Annotated in this window: 16 protein-coding genes; 6 read left to right on the top strand and 10 right to left on the bottom strand. The window is 44.2% G+C overall.

What is annotated here, in order from left to right; translation table 11 throughout:
- Positions 1-10: 10 nt before the first annotated feature.
- From BSQ33_RS20725 to BSQ33_RS20705, 5 genes are all read right to left on the bottom strand, one after another.
- Positions 11-673, bottom strand: coding sequence for a TenA family transcriptional regulator (locus BSQ33_RS20725; protein WP_027694336.1), 663 nt, complete (start codon positions 671-673; stop codon positions 11-13).
- A gap of 16 nt (positions 674-689) precedes the next feature.
- Positions 690-2,213: an AMP-binding protein gene (locus tag BSQ33_RS20720; protein WP_088135208.1), complete on the bottom strand. Its 1,524-nt coding sequence runs from the start codon at positions 2,211-2,213 to the stop codon at positions 690-692.
- A 10-nt stretch (positions 2,214-2,223) separates the two neighbouring features.
- A complete protein-coding gene (locus BSQ33_RS20715) occupies positions 2,224-2,829 on the bottom strand; it encodes a thermostable hemolysin (protein ID WP_027694334.1) in 606 nt (201 codons plus the stop codon).
- 171 nt (positions 2,830-3,000) lie between these two features.
- Positions 3,001-3,582 carry a class I SAM-dependent DNA methyltransferase gene (locus BSQ33_RS20710; RefSeq protein WP_021021317.1) on the bottom strand — a complete coding sequence of 194 codons (582 nt, stop codon included), beginning with the start codon at positions 3,580-3,582 and terminating at the stop codon, positions 3,001-3,003.
- 195 nt (positions 3,583-3,777) lie between these two features.
- Positions 3,778-4,296 carry a DUF3299 domain-containing protein gene (locus BSQ33_RS20705; RefSeq protein WP_088135207.1) on the bottom strand — a complete coding sequence of 173 codons (519 nt, stop codon included), beginning with the start codon at positions 4,294-4,296 and terminating at the stop codon, positions 3,778-3,780.
- A gap of 195 nt (positions 4,297-4,491) precedes the next feature.
- Here BSQ33_RS20705 and BSQ33_RS20700 point away from each other — a divergent pair, with 195 nt between their 5' ends.
- Both BSQ33_RS20700 and BSQ33_RS20695 read left to right on the top strand, forming a co-directional pair.
- Positions 4,492-5,973: an alkaline phosphatase gene (locus BSQ33_RS20700; RefSeq protein ID WP_232472006.1), complete on the top strand. Its 1,482-nt coding sequence runs from the start codon at positions 4,492-4,494 to the stop codon at positions 5,971-5,973.
- A gap of 629 nt (positions 5,974-6,602) precedes the next feature.
- Positions 6,603-7,757, top strand: a complete 1,155-nt coding sequence (locus BSQ33_RS20695) for a hypothetical protein (RefSeq protein WP_021021313.1) — start codon at positions 6,603-6,605, stop codon at positions 7,755-7,757.
- A 199-nt stretch (positions 7,758-7,956) separates the two neighbouring features.
- Here the strand turns inward: BSQ33_RS20695 and BSQ33_RS20690 are convergent, their stop codons facing one another.
- Positions 7,957-8,919, bottom strand: coding sequence for a DMT family transporter (locus BSQ33_RS20690; protein ID WP_198298208.1), 963 nt, complete (start codon positions 8,917-8,919; stop codon positions 7,957-7,959).
- A 115-nt stretch (positions 8,920-9,034) separates the two neighbouring features.
- Here BSQ33_RS20690 and BSQ33_RS20685 point away from each other — a divergent pair, with 115 nt between their 5' ends.
- Positions 9,035-9,982 (top strand): LysR family transcriptional regulator, encoded by a 948-nt coding sequence (locus tag BSQ33_RS20685; RefSeq protein ID WP_088135205.1) that lies wholly within the window; start codon positions 9,035-9,037, stop codon positions 9,980-9,982.
- Positions 9,983-9,994: 12 nt separating this feature from the next.
- Here the strand turns inward: BSQ33_RS20685 and BSQ33_RS20680 are convergent, their stop codons facing one another.
- Positions 9,995-10,435, bottom strand: coding sequence for an Lrp/AsnC family transcriptional regulator (locus tag BSQ33_RS20680; RefSeq protein WP_021021310.1), 441 nt, complete (start codon positions 10,433-10,435; stop codon positions 9,995-9,997).
- A 349-nt stretch (positions 10,436-10,784) separates the two neighbouring features.
- Between BSQ33_RS20680 and BSQ33_RS20675 the strand changes: the two genes are divergently transcribed.
- A complete protein-coding gene (locus tag BSQ33_RS20675; RefSeq protein ID WP_021021309.1) occupies positions 10,785-11,759 on the top strand; it encodes a DUF1852 domain-containing protein in 975 nt (324 codons plus the stop codon).
- A gap of 31 nt (positions 11,760-11,790) precedes the next feature.
- Positions 11,791-12,831, top strand: coding sequence for a methionine synthase (locus BSQ33_RS20670; protein ID WP_088135326.1), 1,041 nt, complete (start codon positions 11,791-11,793; stop codon positions 12,829-12,831).
- 242 nt (positions 12,832-13,073) lie between these two features.
- Here the strand turns inward: BSQ33_RS20670 and BSQ33_RS20665 are convergent, their stop codons facing one another.
- The gene (locus BSQ33_RS20665; protein WP_232472035.1) at positions 13,074-14,849 is read right to left on the bottom strand and encodes an SgrR family transcriptional regulator; all 1,776 of its coding nucleotides are present in this window, start codon (positions 14,847-14,849) and stop codon (positions 13,074-13,076) included.
- 297 nt (positions 14,850-15,146) lie between these two features.
- Here BSQ33_RS20665 and BSQ33_RS20660 point away from each other — a divergent pair, with 297 nt between their 5' ends.
- Positions 15,147-15,326: a hypothetical protein gene (locus tag BSQ33_RS20660; RefSeq protein ID WP_021021306.1), complete on the top strand. Its 180-nt coding sequence runs from the start codon at positions 15,147-15,149 to the stop codon at positions 15,324-15,326.
- A gap of 155 nt (positions 15,327-15,481) precedes the next feature.
- Here BSQ33_RS20660 and BSQ33_RS20655 read toward each other — a convergent pair whose 3' ends face one another.
- Together BSQ33_RS20655 and BSQ33_RS20650 are read right to left on the bottom strand one after the other, a co-directional pair.
- Positions 15,482-17,449, bottom strand: a complete 1,968-nt coding sequence (locus BSQ33_RS20655; protein ID WP_088135203.1) for a glycoside hydrolase family 127 protein — start codon at positions 17,447-17,449, stop codon at positions 15,482-15,484.
- 12 nt (positions 17,450-17,461) lie between these two features.
- Positions 17,462-18,877 (bottom strand): MFS transporter, encoded by a 1,416-nt coding sequence (locus BSQ33_RS20650; RefSeq protein WP_232472005.1) that lies wholly within the window; start codon positions 18,875-18,877, stop codon positions 17,462-17,464.
- Positions 18,878-18,982: the final 105 nt, after the last annotated feature.

Raw genomic sequence — 18,982 nt, 5'->3', positions numbered from 1 at the left:
GAGTCGTCGTTTATTGGGTTAGCGTCTGTAACATTTGTCCGTACAGCTGAAATACCATATTGGCAGAACGGATGATCACTTGCTGCTCATCCGGATCGGTGATCTGATCCATCAGGCGGGCAAAAAACTGAATATGCTCTTGATCAAGTTCACTATGAGAAGTCAGATAAGTCAATGCGTCATCCTGTAAATTGAGGGTCTGCTTAACCTGTTGAGCAACCTGCCCACCGATACCAACACTCGTCCCTTCCAAGACCCAAACCATACCAAATAAAGCCAACGGATTACCCCGGTCAATCTGGTGATATAAATAAGCGACCATCAATTCAATCGCTGCACAAACCGCACCGTCATTCTGATTGTGGCGCACATCATCGGCAGAACCGCCACAAGCGCGAATATCATTTAAAATCCACTCATGGTGACCGATTTCCTCTTCAATATATTCGGCAATCGCAGTCCGCAGCCATTCTTTCTCTTCGCCAAGGCGAGCGCCACATGCCATGAGCAATGGCACAGTATGTTTCACATGATGGTATGCCTGTGTCAGAAATGCCTGATACTGAGCCAGATTAATGTCGCCCTGATGACATGCAGCGATAATCGGTGCAGATAACATCGTTTCACGGGCAGGCTGAGTTGCTTGTTGTAGTTGATTAAAAAAATTACTCATTGGTTCGACTCCACAATCAATGTTCAAATGAAAGATCAATTCGCTTTATGATGTTCTCAAAGGACGCAATATCGTTGCTCCACAAGTTAACCTGTTCTTCAACCAGATGCCGTTTAGGGCGTCCATTTGCCGTCAGCAATGCTCGGTATTCTTGCGGTGATAAAACCAAGAGCACCTGACAAACATGCGCATAATCCGGCAACTGACGGTTCAACGCGACAATTGCAGCCGTCACTTTTTCCACATCCTGAGACAGAACAACCCCCATGAGTCGATCCTTGGCTTCACCGACAACAATCAGGCTTCGCAGGGCATCCCATTGTTGGCTTTCCGACTCAATCCATTCGGGAGAAATATTGCGGCCAAATCCAGTAATGATCTGATTTTTCTTTCTCCCCTGAACCGATAAAAAGCCCTGCTCATCAACATAGCCCAGATCACCGGTCTCAACCCATTCTGAAGCCAAAGGCTGATTGATATACCCGAGTGCAACAGCACCTCTGACGAGAATCTCACCATCATCTGTAATCCGCACTTCAGCATGGGGCAGAATTTTTCCTGCGGTGCCGGGGCTATTGGCACCCGGTGTATTCAGACTAACGACCGAACCACATTCAGATAACCCGTACCCTTCATACACCGGCAACCCTAAGTGGTGGGCTTCAGCCAATGTTTGTGGCGTGACTCGGGCACCACCGACAGCAACAAACTGAAGCGACGCGGCAAGTTGAGGAAGGTGATGAGTTACAGCGATCAATGCATGCAACAGCGCCGGTGTCAGTACCAGCGAATGAGGCTGGTATGTCATCAATGCACCTGCAAATTGCTCCGGAGAAAACTGGCTAGAGCCCTGCAGCCCGACAGATGCACCATTCAATACCACCGATGTCAAACCAAGCACTAAGGGGACATACACGCCAGTGATATTTTCCAGCAATGTGGATAATGGCAACATCACCAGATGTTTTTCTAAGTCACGTTGTTTAGCCATCTCCTGCGCCAGACTCGAAGTCACCTGATCGAGGTTCTGCTGGCTCAAACATACCCCTTTCGGCTGCCCGGTAGACCCCGAGGTAAACGTAATTTTGACTGTCCCCGGAAGAATTCCCCCGTGAACACTGCGAGAATGTTTAGATGTCTGGTTGAGTGCTGAACGCCGCCCAATGGCGCACTCTTGCAGCTCACCACAAGACTCAAATCCTTGCAAAGGCTGGTCATAGATAAGCGTGTCTGTCCCCGTAAGAGAGAGAACGTGTTCAATCTGGGCAGGACTAAAAAATTTAGGCAGTGGCACACAAGGAATTTGTGCATACATTGCAGCTAAATCGGCAATCAGCCAGGACAAGCTGTTCTCTGCATAGATAGCGACACAACGTGACTGTAAGTCGCTGAATACACCAGCATAATGGCACACTTGTTCAGACAGTTGTTGAAACGTCAGTGTCTCTGGTTCACCAAGCGTATTCTGACCGATAAATGCAATGGCATCCGGACGCTGGGTCGCATGGGAAAATAATGCAGATAATATGGTTCCACTCATTGATAATGCCTCACTCTATACCGATACCTTTAGTCAACCAATAACGCTTCAGATGGGCCAGACTTTGTTGCAGATCGCCAGCGACAATCCGGGGACGAAGCTGGTAATAGCGCCCCCACTGCGCTGCATTATTGACTCGTTGAGCATCCGCTTGAGCAATCACGACAGGGTTAAGTCCTAAGCGCTTCATCAGTGCATACAGCGGATCCGTGACCGTACAGATACACCACTGGTATCCCATCTCAACCAAGCGTTGTGCGATCAGATAAAAATGAAATGGTGATATCCCTTTGGAAAATGAAGCCAGTTGTCCGAATTCAATCAGCGTCGTACGCTCAATCGGCTGGGCAAAAGCCTCAGAAACTGCCTTTTCAGCGGCCAAGTCCAGATATTGCTCCAGAAATAACGGGGCTTCAGAGGCGGCTCGATAACCACAAATGGACTGAATATCCTCTCCCAGTAACAATGCTAAAAACAGTGGCATGAATTGCTCAATATTGGCATCAAATGCATATGAATATCTTTCGGCTATATACCGTTCAACCTGATGACGCATTGGATGCGTCTCGCTAATCATCTCTAATTTCATTGAAGAATTGCGTAGTGCTGCCTGCATCATTCAACCCTCTTGAAGACCTGAAATCAGCATAAAATAGAAAACTTAAGAAAGGCTTAAGGAGAGAAAAGTGAAGTAAAAGGAGGCATAAAAAAACAGCGCATCAATGGCGCTGTTTTCTAAAACGAATCTTGAAATGACAATTGAAACGTGTCGAGTTGTCACAATCAATTATTTAACCGCAACTCCCATCATAACAGACATGACGCCGCGTGCAGTTTTAACCTTAAAGACCTGAGTAACGTTCACCTGAGCAAAACCCGCCTGAATTAACTCATCCTGCATTTCAACCATACCTAAGCCTGATGTACGGTCCTCATCATCAATGATCCAGTCCCAGTGAATAAATGTACTCCCCTGATTAAGCAGCGAATAAATAATCTCTAAAGATTCCGCCAAATGAGGTAAAAATTCACACACAGAGACGGCAACCACCAAATCAAACTGTTTACGAAAAGCTGGATGCTGAGCAACGAGCCCTCTCGTCAAAGCGTCAACAACAGGCTCAACATTTGTCAGTTCTTTTTTATCGAGCTCTTCGATCATGGCCTCTGATGAATCCAATGCAACAACCGAACGAGCTTGTGGCGACATCAACTCACTTAACAAGCCAGTTCCACATCCGAAATCCAGAATGTGTTTGCCTTCCAAATGAATATTCTTTGTTAATTCAGCAAATACTTTTTCTGTCAGCTCTCTATTGACCTGATCAGATTCCCAAGCCGTAGCGAGTTCATCCCAATCCTTCGCCATCGTGACCTCCATCCAACTCCGATTCAGGGCTTAGGATAACCAAAACGACCTGCGCTTCATAGCGTTACCTATTCATCACCATACAGATTTGTCACCTACGTCCCAACTCGCTATCGTCAAAATAGAAAATTGGTTATTAGGCCAGCAGTTCGCTGCGGTGCCTGTCCTCTGAATTGGTCCTCTCAATTGATCGATTCATCCGTCTGACTCATAGTCATCGAGATCTTGCCCATACAATACGTAGCCCGTTTCTCCCAGATCCAGATTCATTGTTTCTGTTTTGAGCTGACCGACAACATAAACAATATCCCATAACTGCCGGATCGGCGCCCCATGCTCAAATTTGACATAAATAATCTGATTCGGAGGCGGTGGCGGCACATGAATACATGCACCGAGAAATGGGACCAACAGAAACTCGGTCACTGTTTTATCGTCTCCCTCCAGTGGAATGACAAATCCCGGGATTCTCACTCTTTTTCCATCCAAGTCGTGCCGGACACCCCCTATTTTCAACTGGGGTGGCGTATCATTGTCATGGTCAATGGGTGTCGCACGGACCGGTGGATCAGGATGCTGTTCTCCCTCGGGAATCAAGTCTTCCCATGATAATGTCATGACTGATTGTTGCCGAGTCTGCGCACTGACACTATCAGACAATAAACCTAACCCAACCAAGAAAAACAAAAACCAAATCGTATTTCTTTCAATCATAGATTCATCCAAAACTGTATTTTAAGGGCTGATTTCTCTTGCTCCTCAATATACTGAATCAGTCGATAAAGAATATAGCCACACAAAAGTTTCATGATTTATTCACAAATGATTCATGTTTTTCCGTATTAATAGAGGACGAATCTCAATGTGGTATCAGTGGATATTATAAAAAAGAAAACACGGAGAATTTTTGTGAAAAATAACCATCTTTTATTAGCCAGTGGACTGATGGCGTCACTGGTCGGTTGTACTTCAACCGATCAAACGTCTCAAATGAATACACCGCAAAAGAACGATGCTTGGTTTGTTCAAGCTCAGCAACAAATTGCTAAAGCAAAAGCAAATAAGCCCATCGCTAAACCAGCTAAGAATGTCATTCTATTCGTTGGCGACGGCATGAGTGTCGGCACGATCACCGCCGCTCGAATCTATGAGGGACAACGGCGCGGTATGCAGGGCGAAGAGTATCAGCTCGCAATGGAGCAGTTACCTTACGTCGCACTCTCTAAAACTTACAATACTGATGCCCAAACACCTGATTCAGCAGGTACTGCAAGTGCAATGGTCACTGGGGTTAAAACCAAACAAGGCATTATCAGTGTTGATGACAACGTTCAAAGAGGCTTTTGTAATACCCAAATCGGCCACGAAGCCAAAACGGCTTGGGAAATGGCAGCAGAGAAAGGATTGTCCGTGGGTGTAGTTTCAACGGCACGCATTACCCATGCAACACCAGCAACCACTTACGCTCATTCAGCCGATCGTAACTGGGAAAATGACTCAAAACTCCCAAACATTGCTAAAAACCAAGGTTGTATTGATATCGCACAGCAACTGATCAATTTCAACGGTGGTAAAGGCATGGATGTGGTTTTTGGTGGTGGGCGTCGCGAGTTCTTACCAGCCACAATGGTTGACCCAGAAGGTAAGAAAGGTAAGCGCAAAGATGGCCGTAACCTGATTTCAGAATGGCAGGCAAAACACCCAGATGCCAAATACGTTTATGACAAAACAGGGTTTGATGCGCTGAATGATCATACCAAACAAGCCTTTGGCCTGTTTGAAAGCAGCCATATGAAGTATGAAGCTGACCGTAGAGACGGTGAACCATCCGTTGCAGAAATGACCGCGAAAGCGATTGATATTCTGTCCAAAAATAAAGAAGGCTATCTGCTGATGGTTGAAGCCGGACGTATCGATCACGCCCATCACGCTGGCAATGCAGCCCGGGCCCTGATTGATACCGTTGCTTATGATGATGCAATCAAAGCAGCATTAGACAAAACCAACCCTGAAGACACACTTATCATTGTGACCGCAGACCATGCACACACTTTAATTTCAAATGGTTATGCTGATCGCGGCAACCCGATTCTTGGTCTGTCAAAAAGAAACGGTCAGTACAACGTTGATGATTACGGTAAACGTTATACCACGCTGTCATACGGCAATGGGCCGGGAGCTGTCAAAGGTGCTCGTTCTAACCCCACAGAAAAAGAAGTATTAGATCTAGACTACCGGCAGCAATCGCTGGTGAGACTGTCCTCTGAAACCCACTCTGGGGAAGATGTAGCGATTTTCGCTCGCGGTCCTGAAGCTTATCTTTTTCAGGGTGCTGTAGAACAAAACTATATCTTCCATGTGATGAATGAAGCGTTGAGTTTAACCAAGTAATCGGATTGTGATTGTCATATCGTATCCGTATGGATGATGTGAGAATGAAATAAAGGCGAAAGCGACAATCAATTACAACGAAAAACCATGCTGAGGGAATCCATATCTTTCAGCGTGGTTTTTTATTGAGGTGACTTGTTCCAAATAGAAATAAAGGACAGAAACTCTGATATGACGTGGATTGTTCTTTTTACCAAATATAATTGACGTTTTACCGGATATAATTGCGCTTTTCCCAATCCAGAGACCATGCGCTCGTTCCAGTCGAGCGCATCAATTGAGGCTCTCTTTTTTCTGTCCAAGAGATAATCGCATCACAATTTCAGACTGATGAGGCCCCATATGACCGATTTCCTCCTCTCGTATCTGTCGCTCAATCCAACGCCTGTCGGCAAGGTAAGCGCTATACGATTCAAGCCTATTTATCGAATACCGACCACACTTAGCATTTAGTAAAAATATCCCTAGTTAAATAGGGGATTCTCTTTACATTATATCAAAAAAAATATAACAATTAGTCGAATAGCTGCTTTCAAGTTTCCATCAAGCAACAAGATAATACCCTATTTGAATAAAAGCTAAACACAATAGGCATCGTATTAAGCTATCAATTTGACAGGAGTAATCAAATGCAAACGCAAGACGTCGAACTTTTTAATTTTAATTTCGGAGAGTCTGTCCATAATGATGAGCCAGAAGATGACACCTATAAAATGTCAGAATATATCGGCTTTATGAAGTCGGTAGAAGCAGACAATTCATCTTTAGAAAATGACACAAACCTGATGTTAACCAAATTTAGAAAAATTTATTATAATTCATTTGGTTGGAATAAGATTCTCATCCCCGAAACAGCAGACATCACGCCTTTCCCTGCCAGTGATTACACTCAAAAAATGCGACATAGTCATGAGACTGTGCTGTCAAATAACGATCTATACGATGTCGCACATATCTTTGCCATTTTAGACGCTAACAACCATAACGGCCCACTCACACCAGTACCAGAAAGCATTATTGAAAACCCCAAAATCTGGGATAAGATAAAAGATATTGTCCCTGTTGTTGAAGATCGATTGATGGCATCAGGATGGCTTGGTGACTTATCAGAAATCACCGGGGAATTTTTACTACAACATCAAATAACGGATCATCTTCTCCCAAAAACCAAACAACATGAGAAAAAACAGAACATCATTGATCAATTTGGTGCTTATTATAAAAATTTAGCCAATGTCGATGGGATGATTATGGCAGGTAATGCCAGCAGTAATAAATATAATGGAAAAGACGTCTCTGAAATATTTGAAGATTTTTACGGTAATGGCACTCAATCTGGAGAGCGGGAACAATTAAAATCATCCATTTATTTACGTTTTGGTGAATCAATTGGACTCGATGGGTGGGATGGCAGCACATTCAAAAACAGTGCAGCTTGGCTAGAAAAACAAACAAAGAACCTACAAACCTGTACCGCTTTCTATTTTATAAAAATGAAAGGATTGAGTTTAGACATTCCTGCCATCACTCAAGAAAAATTGAAATCCGACCTGACAACGTTTGTGGAAAATTTAAAAGAAGACGATATCAGACAGGATTTCGCTCTCTATGGTTTAAATATACTAAAAGACGAAAGCAAGACTTTAGAACAAGATTTAAAAACGTTAATCACTTGCTTTTTAATCTGGAATGGCTGGTACAAAAATATTTTATCAATCGATTTGGTACTCACCTCTTATCTAAACGGACTATCTCAAGCGATTATTGAAACACAAACAAAGTAACCTGATTGTTTCTATACCCAAGTAACCTCAAGATGCAGGATTCAGAGTGTCTTAAGAACCAAAAAACCATGCCGGATATAAAATCTACAGCATGGTTTTTTATTTTATGTGGGCACGCAGTTTATTTCATGCAAATACATACTCTATTTCATACGAATACACACTTCAAATCAGCAAACGAAAGTGCCTGTCCCCGTAATTAAGCCGTCGATGGCTCTGTTACTTCACTCGTTACCCGTTCACGACGTTTAACATTCACCAATTGAACGCTAATCGCCGCAAAAACGACCAGCCCCATCCCACATAAACTCAGCCAGTCCGCTTGTGCTGGCTCTATCACGTCTGTCCACCATCCCATGGCAACACATAACTCTGTCAGTAAGAAAGCCATGACGGGAGTCACTGCAATCACAGAACTCACTTGTACCGTCTTCCAATATGTCAGCGATTTGGCAAACGCCCCATAAGCCACGACCGTATTCAGGCAACAAAACAGGGCAATCAACCACTCTTCCAACGACATTTTCAGCAAATCTGCTGGGGATGTCAGAGGCAACATGACAACCATCGCCATGAGATAAATCCCCAACAATATATTGGATGAATCAAGGTGTTTAAAGAGAGATTTTTGAACCAGCGCATACAGGCTCCATGCCAGCGCAGACACAAAAATAATGCTCAGCCCCGTCAGTAAAACAGCGGTTTCAGTCTCACTGCCACTGCGTAGAACCGGATGGAAAAAGATCAACAGCCCCGCAAACAACAAAGCAAAACATCCCCATTGCTGCCACGAAATGTATTCTTTAAAGAAAACCGCGCCCCCAACCGCCAAAAACAAAGGCGCCATTTGCATACTTAATTGAGAAGAGCCCGGTGTGAGATAAACCAAACTCCATGCATAACAGGTGTAATTAATCATTAATAACACCCCGGCTAGCCCTAATCGCAGCCATTGTGAACGTTTTAATTGCCGATACTGAACTAAACGATTGTTCCGTTTTTGCCATAACCAAACGATGACACCCGCGACCGTAAAACGCAGCCATGTGAGTGTTACCGGATCCGCAAAATCATTCGATAATTTCAATGCTATCGCAATCATTCCCCACGCAATCATGGTTGTACCGCTCAATAACAGCCCATATATAAAGTTACGTGACATGTTCACCACTCATCCCCTTGCAAAAAAAATCGTCCTGCCTACATCATGCGGTTCTCTTGCCAAACAATCCAATGCATAATGTTTCTAACAATTATGCGAAAAGTGGGATAAACAGATGTTATCGTCAGAATTACAGCATGTAGATATGAAATCATTAATGGGATTACTCTATCTACTGGAAGAACGAAACGTCAGTAAAGCAGCCAATCGCCTGTTTTTAAGTCAGTCTGCCATGAGCCGCCTGTTACAACGTTTGCGTGACGCATTTGACGATCCGTTGTTCATCAGGACTTCAAAAGGCATGGTTCCGACAGCAAAAGCCGCAGCGCTAGAATACCCAATTCGCCATATGATCGAGCAAATGGCAGGCCTCAACTCCATCCGAACTTTTTCTCCGGACCAAAGTGAGCGCTCATTTCGCTTACAGACAACCCATTATCAGGCCCAAGCTTATGTGCCTTATATCGCGTCTCAGTTCTACCAAAGTGCTCCACATGCCTCGCTCGAAACCAGTACAATTACCGAAACCAGTTTGATCCACTCAACAGAACATCATGTTGATGTCGTGCTAGTTAGTAATTACATTCAGGTTCCTAACTCATTTGAACGATGCTTACTTGGACGAGAGAAATTCGGCTGTATTATGTCAAGAAATCATCCGTTAGCGAGTAAAACTCACATTACGTTGGATGACTATATAGCGCATAACCATATTCTGGTCAGTATGGGCGGAACATCTAGAAACTTCATCAATGACGCACTTAAAGAGCAGGTCAAAGAGCGACGATTCTCTTTCCGAACCCCTTATTTTCTTGCCGCATTGGCAACCGTAGGACAGACCGATCTGCTACTCAGTTCTAGTCGTCTGCTGGCCGAACGATTCCAAGATCAATTTGGTCTGACGATTCGAGATCTCCCTTTTTCCTTTCCTGACCCCAAATATTATCTTTGCTGGCCCAAAGCACTGACAGATGACCCGGGTAGCCAGTGGTTTCGTTCACTTTGTCGCGGGGTGATACAGAATATGATTCCCTATCCAGAGAAAGATGTTAGCTCTGAATAAACTGATGATCATTCACCGTTCATCTTTCGGTGAATCCATCACCACCATGGTAGTAATCGTATTCACTTGAGCACATTCACCCAATACTTCGGAATGAAACCGCTTATAAGCCAGCAAGTCTTTTGTCTCAACACGAAGTAAGTACTCATTATCACCGGTGATGTTATGACACTCCGTCACCTCAGGTGCAAACTGTACATGCGCTTCAAATGCCAATTGAGCATTTTTACTGTGATCCGACAACCCAATAGAAACATAAGCAACGAAACCAATCTCTAGCTTATGTTTATCAATAACCGCTCGATAGCCTTTAATTGTGCCGTTACGCTCCAGCTCCTGAACTCTTCTTAACGTTGCCGAAGGCGATAACCCAACCCGCTCAGCAAGTTCAACATTCGAGATTCGTCCGAAGCGAACCAACTCTTGTAATATTTTTTCGTCAAATCGATCCATCTTTAACTCATTGTGTTTAAGAGCCGCGTCCAAGCTATAGTAACGGTGGCGGTCGTAATGTAAACCCGTTTCTTTATCGCTATTCCCTGAAAAGGACAGTCCCCTAACAAACCCATCATGAATTTTTCTCATAATCCTAGTGAATCAAAATGAATTTTAATCAACTCAGAAACCAAGTATAAAAATAGACAGGGCTTCACATTAGATAAACGACCGTCGGATTGAATCAGGCGACTCTGGAAAATAGCAAAAAACCGTGAAGAAACGATTGGGAAACTAAAAACATAACGCTCCCATCGAAAAGTAGGGAATAAGTTCAGCTTTTCAAGGAAATAGGATACCACTCACCATGAACGACAATTTCACATTTGCGATCAAGAGCATTTGTTTTGATGACAATTATCAACCATCAGACAATACACGTATCACCACCAACTTCGCCAATTTGGCCCGGGGTGACAATCGGCAAGAGAATCTGCGCAATACACTAAGGATGATCAACAATCGTTTCAACGCGTTAGCACATTGGGATAACCCAAAAGGTGACCGCTATTCAGTCGAGCTTGAAATCATCTCCATTGATATGGATATCCAAGGCAATGGTGAATCCTTTCCATCCATTGAAGTTCTGAAAACCAATATTGTTGATCACAAAACCAACCAACGTATTGACGGTATCGTCGGGAATAACTTTTCTTCTTATGTGCGAGATTACGATTTTAGCGTTCTCCTGTTAGATCATAACAAGAATAAACCTCAGTTTAGTATTCCGGAGGGCTTTGGCGATCTGCATGGCAAGCTGTTTCAGTCTGTCGTGAATTCAGACGTATATCAGCAATATTTCAAAAAACGACCCGTGATATGTTTGAGTGTCTCAGATAGTAAAATCTATCATCGCACAGGCAATCATCATCCCCTTTTAGGTTTTGAATATCAGCCGAATGAGTCATCTTTGACGGAGCAATACTTCAAAAAGATGGGCTTGCAGGTTCGCTATTTCATGCCGCCGAATAGCGTTGCTCCATTGGCATTCTACTTCTTTGGCGACCTGTTAAATGATTACTCTAATCTTGAGCTCATCAGTACGATTAGCACTATGGAAACATTCCAAAAAATTTACCGGCCTGAAATCTATAATGCCAACGCCGTTGCAGGCGAGTCTTACCAACCGAACCTGAAGAACCGCGATCATTCATTGACTCGAATCGTTTATGACCGCGAAGAACGTAGTCAACTCGCGATTGAACAGGGGAAATTTGCTGAAGAGCACTTCATCAAACCCTATCAGGCGATACTTGAACAATGGACAGCAGCTTACGCTTAATCAATCACGAGAACGAATGGCAGAATTAACGATGAAAAAATTATTACCGACTTCAACAGCAGGCAGCCTGCCGAAACCGTCTTGGCTGGCGCAACCGGAAACACTTTGGTCACCTTGGAAACTACAGGGTGACGAACTCACTGACGGTAAACAGGATGCATTACGTCTGTCCTTACACGAACAGCAACTGGCAGGGGTTGATATTGTCAGCGATGGAGAACAAACCCGCCAACACTTTGTCACCACCTTCATTGAGCACCTTGATGGTGTTGATTTCAACACTCGTAAGACGGTGACAATTCGCAATCGCTATGAGGCAAGCGTCCCAACGGTTATCGGCCCAGTGAGCCGCTCAAAACCAGTCTTTGTTGAAGATGCGAAATTTTTACGCCAGCAAACGAATCAACCGATCAAATGGGCGCTACCCGGCCCGATGACCATGATCGATACACTGTATGATGACCATTATAAAAGCCGAGAAAAACTCGCTTGGGAATTCGCCAAAATTCTCAATCAAGAAGCGAAGGAATTAGAAGCCGCAGGTGTCGATATTATCCAATTTGATGAGCCGGCCTTTAATGTCTTCTTTGATGACGTCAACGAATGGGGGATCGCTTGTTTAGAAAAAGCAATCGAAGGGCTCAAGTGTGAGACCGCCGTACATATTTGCTATGGTTATGGCATCAAAGCCAATACCGATTGGAAAAAAACGTTAGGCTCCGAGTGGCGCCAGTACGAAGAAATATTCCCTAAACTACAGCAATCGAATATCGATATCATCTCACTTGAGTGTCATAACTCTCACGTACCGATTGAGTTGCTTGAACTGATTCGGGGTAAGAAAGTGATGGTCGGCGCAATTGATGTCGCAACCAACACCATTGAAACGCCAGAAGAAGTCGCCAAAACACTGCGGGAAGCGCTGCGGTATGTTGATGCAGACAAACTCTACCCTTGCACCAACTGTGGTATGGCACCGCTACCTCGTGAAGTTTCTACAGCAAAAATGAACGCCCTCAGCGCAGGTGCAGCGATTATCCGGGCAGAACTCGCTGCGGAGGAGAGTCACTAACCCACCGATACCTCGAAAAGCATGAGGTTCATCTCATCCAAACCACCACATCCCAACGACCAAAAACAAGCGGTTGCACTCATGTAACCGCGACTACATCGCCATTTGAACGACATCATAGCGAATCTCTCGCATATCTTATCAACAGTTAAGCCATCCATTTGTATGCATTTCATGGACATACACTGTTGCCACCCACAGCGATGAGGCGATTATCCCCGTGATTCACTTTTTCGCCATACCTATAACACACCACACGACTCATCAGCCCAAACATCCCGTATTTCAGGCCACCCCCACACATTGATATCGACATCTTTGAGCACACCTTCAAATCGTAATGTCTGTAAATGGTGAAACATGGGGATGAGATAATGTGAGGTAATCATTGACGATATGATCGGCTCGAGTTCCTGCATGTATGAGGAAGCAGGTAAACGACTTCTGACATCGTACAACAGGTTATCCAGCCACTCCCGGTTTGGTTGACTCATACTTTGCTGTAAGACTGGATTTGATAGCATCCAGCAAAATGCTGATACAGGGCGGTTGTCGTCGAGACTGAGACTGGTAAGAATGATGTCTTCGTTGAGTGTCTGACTGTTTGCTTTCGCGTAAAACTCATCAAATGAGTAAATATTGATTCTACAATGTACGTCAACCTGACTTAATAACACTGTAATCGCTTCTGCACATTCCTTTAGGGCGTGATGTTCGAATATTGCAATCGTCAAAATATCAGGCAATGGTTGTGGCGGTATGGCTGTAGCGATCATCTTCAGCCATCCGGGAAACAAGTTATATGCCGGAACCGCCTTAACCCGACTCTTTTTCAAGCTACCAATCTGTTTTAGCACCTCATCAGTGCGAATCAGCTCACTCAGGTACGAACGTTGCGAGAGAGAGAACCGAGTTCTATGGTTGATGATCGCAAGCAGGCACCCCTCTTCAATTCTATTTTTTTGGTCTTTGTCGGAAGATTCATTCGTTGATTGGGGATTGAAACCATCAACAAACTGGGTGTCGATGTATAAAGAATTGAACTGATTCGTGGTTCCGACTTGCGGTAAAACCTCATCGTGCGCATTGCAACTTTGTGGCGGGAGCTGCCAAATGGTCACGGTATCAGTGAGCGCACGAAGACCATGATAATCTCGATAAGCTTGGAGAGTTAGACGTTGTTTGCTGTGCTCCACGACCTGAAATATGCCACTACCAATAATGATGGAATGGGTACCCAAGAGTTGGCTTGGCGGTTGAATCGAGTATTTTAGGCCCGATAGCAGCCCTGCAAAATCGGCATCCGGTTTTGAAAGCGTAAACGCAATGCAAAGTTCATTCTCCTCAGAAATACTTTCAACATGGGCCAGCTCTTTCGTATACAACGGGGAGTCCCGTAGTTGCCTGAATAGCGTAACCACCTCATTCGCGGTGATATCACTGCCATCATGAAATCTAAGCAGAGGACGGAGAAAAAACTTCCAATGTAACTTGCTCTCATCACTTGTCCAGTGATGGGCAAGATCAGGTCGTATCTCCCCGCTTTCAGTACAATGCGTAAGGCAGCTATATACTTGACGTAATAGAAAACGTTCACTGTTTCTCAATGCAGTATGAGGCAGGAGCGGTAAAAATATCCGGTCATAGGTCAGTTGAACATGTAGCCTGCCTTGGCGTATTTGCGTGCCAGAGGTACATCTAAGGAGTTGAGCAAATAGCATTTGGTCATGGTCAATCAAATCGAGTGCTTTTTCGTATTTGCCAATCGAAATTAGCTTCTGAGCGAGCATCGCTTTCAGTTCTTGAAGGCTGTAAATCAGGTAAAGGCGAGAACGTTGATTACGACCAACTTTGGGCTCCCATTCAATCCAGCCACTATCGCGCATCTGATTGAGCAATGTCCGACAATGCCGGGGGCTTGTGAACAAGCGCTCGGCAATCTCAGGAAGGGTTGTAAAAATAGCGGTGTTCACACCTAGCTTGGCTAAACGGGAAAAGTACAAGATTTGTCGATTCACATTCAAAATAGGACCCCTTCCCTTTCACTTGTTCATATTTTTCTGCCAAAACTTACATAAAGCCGATTTTTACTCGATATCACGCTCATATTAGGAACAAGATCATTATATTCCGTCTGTTTTTATCTTCCCCTTTTTGCATCACACTTTACTTCGTTAGAGAGAGAAACTGGCGAAGCACGAAGCAGGACCATGAACAAGACAAATAGATTTATAGCCTTGTCTGGTTGACGGCTCATTGACCTTAATGTCGCAGCAAAGCCTGTTAGTCGATCATCATCGGTAGGAGGTAACGTTATGATTTCATTTAAGAGCTTATCGCGGGAGCTAAAATCTGACTCACTCGCACAGTATTATCAACGGCGCCTTGAGCAAACCAGCCAAGCGCTTGAGCAAGCGGCTATTCAAAATATGTTGTCTCTGCTCTCCCTTAATCACTCGGATGGAGAAGAGAAAAATGACAAAGATGAGAAATAAAAGTGATGCTTGATCACATTGGCATTGGGTGTAAAAACCGCACTGACGTGACTGTCCCTTTAAAACCTAAAGTGACTGTCCCGCTAACGAAAGCTGGTTGAAAACTCTCTATCGGTCTTCAACCAGCTTGGTATTCACGGATAATGTACCAAGTATTATTCCTTCTCAGTGATCCACACCCGCATCTCACCTTCACCCCGGTTTGCCCAGGTAAAATAAGGAATGAGCGTCAATGGCTGTGAAACCCATTGTGGTTTAGATGATCGATAACGATAAAGTGATGCTTCACCGCTTTGAGGACAAAGTTTTTTCACCGCTTGTGTTTTAAGTAGTGTTTTTCCTTCAAACAATCCCTCTCCCTGTATGACCGTAAATTCTGCATCACTGTCGAGACGTAGGTTATACAGTTCACTCCCATTGTCGGCTTCTTCAATACAGTAAACCAGCGGGCCACGTTGGACCGAAATTTTACCGGCACTGTGGCGCAGTTTTTCATGTCCTCTGATAATCAATGTTTCCATTGGCAGGGTTAAGGTCATGGTATCGCCACTTTGCCAAACTCGGTTGATCAAGGCGTAACCGTTCTCCACGGCGTTCTCAAGTGAATATGGATTGCCATTGACCATCATACTTGGCTGGCGGCACCAGTCTGGAATCCGAAACCCTAACGAGATAGCCTGATCAGGCGCCTCATCAATACAGAGTGTGATGGTCTCCTTCCATGGATAGTCGCCCCGTTGGGTCATCGTTAAATTGCCATATTCAGTCGCAAGCGTGGATGTAGAACCTATATATAAATTAGTTAACACCGTGTCTTGTTTAACGGTATACAAGTAATTCCCCAATGAACCGATAATTCGTGCAATATTGGGTGGGCAACACGCGCAACCGAACCAACGTTGACGGACCGGTTTCACATGATCATAAATATGATTATGTGGGATACTGCTTGGATGAACTTCCAGCGGATTGACATAGAAGAAGTGTTTTCCATCCATCGCCATCCCGGCCAACACTGTATTGTAGAGCGCTCGCTCCATAACATCAGAATAATGACTATTGGTATCGAGTTGTAGCATCCGGTTCGCAAACATCATGAGTCCGATCGACGCGCAGGTTTCTGTATAAGCGGTATCATTGGGCAAGTCATATTCGCAACTGAATGATTCGCCTTCACTCTGCGAACCAATTCCTCCTGTGATATACATCTGTTTATTGACCATGTCTTGCCACAGCGTCTTGCATATGGCGACTTTTTCTTGATCGCCACTTAAGCGCGCAAGGTGAGCGACTCCCGTCAGTAGATAAACGAACCGGACAGCATGACCAACCGCAACTTTTTGCTCAGTGAGAGGTAAGTGCGCCTGACTATAGGCCTTGTCTTTCACCATCCATGCGGGCCCGTGGACATGCCAATACGAGGTTTGTCCGCGACGTTGATATTCCTCATCATAGTAATGTGGGCTTTGCCCACGCTGCTCAATAAAGAAATTACAGAGGTCTAAATAACGGGGGTGTTCCGTCACTTCATATAAACGCATCAGTGCAAGCTCAACTTCAGGATGTCCCGGATAGCCAAGCAGTTGATCTGGTTTATGACCGAAAACCTGATCAATATGGTCTGCAAACCGGCACGCAATATTGAGTAAGGCATCTTTACCGGTAGTTTGGTAATAGGCAACTGCCGCTTCAATGAGATGTCCGGCACAGTATAGCTCGTGGCATTCACACAAGTTATGCCACTTGGCATCCGGCTCTTTGACTGAGAAATAAGTATTGATGTAGCCATTGTCACATTGCACTTTGCCAATGAGTTGAATGACATCATCAGCGAGATTTTCTAGAGACGGGTCAGGCTTGTTTGCCAAAGAGTAAGCAACCGCTTCCAGCCATTTAGTGACATCACTGTCCTGAAATACCATGCCATAAAACTCGCCATCAAGTTCACCTGCTGCAATCTTAAAGTTTTCTATGGCGTGGCTTGGTTCTGTATCTGGCAGATTATCGTTCAGTGCATCCCATTGATAAGGGATCACCACATCATTAATTAATGTCTGATAATTCTTCCAGAATTTGTCGGTAATGTTAACGCGTGTGTATTGTGATTCATTATTGTAAGTCATGAGGAGTCTCTCTTACGCCATTTGTTTCTTTAGATCTGCGCTAATACGTGCCATTAGTTGGTTATCTAGCTTGGTTTTGGCAATCATGAACGCTAACGCGAAGTGAATAATTGCAGGAATAATACTTTCTAGCGATGTAATACCCGATACAGAGGCTTCAGTTTGGTTTTCTATTCCCGGCTGATAGGCAACCCAAACAAGAATCGCGCTGATAATGATGGCACTCGATGCCCACGCCAGTTTTATACAGAATAAGTTGAAGGCGAAATTCAACCCAGAAGAACGAACCCCGGTTTTCCACTGCCCATAATCGTCAGCAAATGCCATTAATGAGAAGTGTAAAGGCAGCGTAAAACCAAGCAGGACGCTGTAGCACAAAATGATGCCCAACCATAGGTTCTGGGTTGTATCATTCGCAGGGATGTAAAACATGACCAAAGAGTAAAGACCAAGAAATACATTGGTGTATAAATACAGTTTTTTAGGATCAATGTGCTTCGTTAGGTAGTTCACCAATATCGGTCCAATCACTAAACCCGCAGTAACCATGGCAAAAAATAGCGATGTATAGCTGGAAGTGCCACCCATGACGTAGTTGATAAAGTACATGTACGCACCACCCCGAGTGTTAAAAATAGTGATGAGCAAAAATGACATGATGAGCATCAACATGAGTTGATCGTTTTGCTTGATACTTTTTAAGTGCTCTTTGAGGGAAACCTTTCCCAGAGATTCAATTGGTGTTCGCTCTCTAACGGTCGCAAAACACCACAAGAACATCACGATAGCAATTACGCACAAAATGCTAACGCCATATTGATAACCCAAAGCTTGTTGGTTTGAATCAAACTGGCCGACAAACCATGGCAGACCCACCGAGACGAGTACACCGGCACCGCCAGTGAGAACAAATCTCCAGCTCTGACATGAAATGACTTCTTTGTGATCGGTGGTCATCGTATTGATAAGTGCGCAATAGGGGACGTTAATTGCGGTATAACAAATTGATAACAGCATATAGGTAACGAAAGCGTACATCACCTTAAGGTTGTAGCTAATTTCCGGCACGGTAAAGGTAAGAATTCCGACGATCCCGATGGGGAGAGCGATCCATAGCTGCCAAGGTCTAAAGCGCCCGTATTTACTATGTGTTTTATCGGCCACAATCCCCATCAAAGGATCGGTGACGGCATCAAAAATACGGAGTGTCATAAAAAGGATACCCACAATCGCGGGCGTTAATCCAAAAATATCGGTGTAGAAAAAAGTTAAAAAATTTCCGATTAAGCCTGTAATAATCGTGCCTCCGGCATCACCCAGACCATATCCGAATTTTTCACTGGTGGTTATTTTTTCTGCTTGAGGTGTGTTGATTATATTGTTGTTCAACACTTGGGTACTTGTCTCATTCATGGTTGTTTCATCCATATTGAATTCATTATTGTCGTTATTTTTATGTATCCATCGTAGCGAGAGCGGAGTACCAACAATAGGTGATAATTTTGTATAAAAAGAGGACACATCCGACTTTAT

The sequence above is a fragment of the Vibrio gazogenes genome (assembly GCF_002196515.1).
Taxonomy (GTDB): Bacteria; Pseudomonadota; Gammaproteobacteria; order Enterobacterales; family Vibrionaceae; genus Vibrio; species Vibrio gazogenes_A.
The sequence above is the reverse complement of the archived record's forward strand: the minus strand, read 5'-3'. Positions and strand labels throughout refer to the sequence as shown.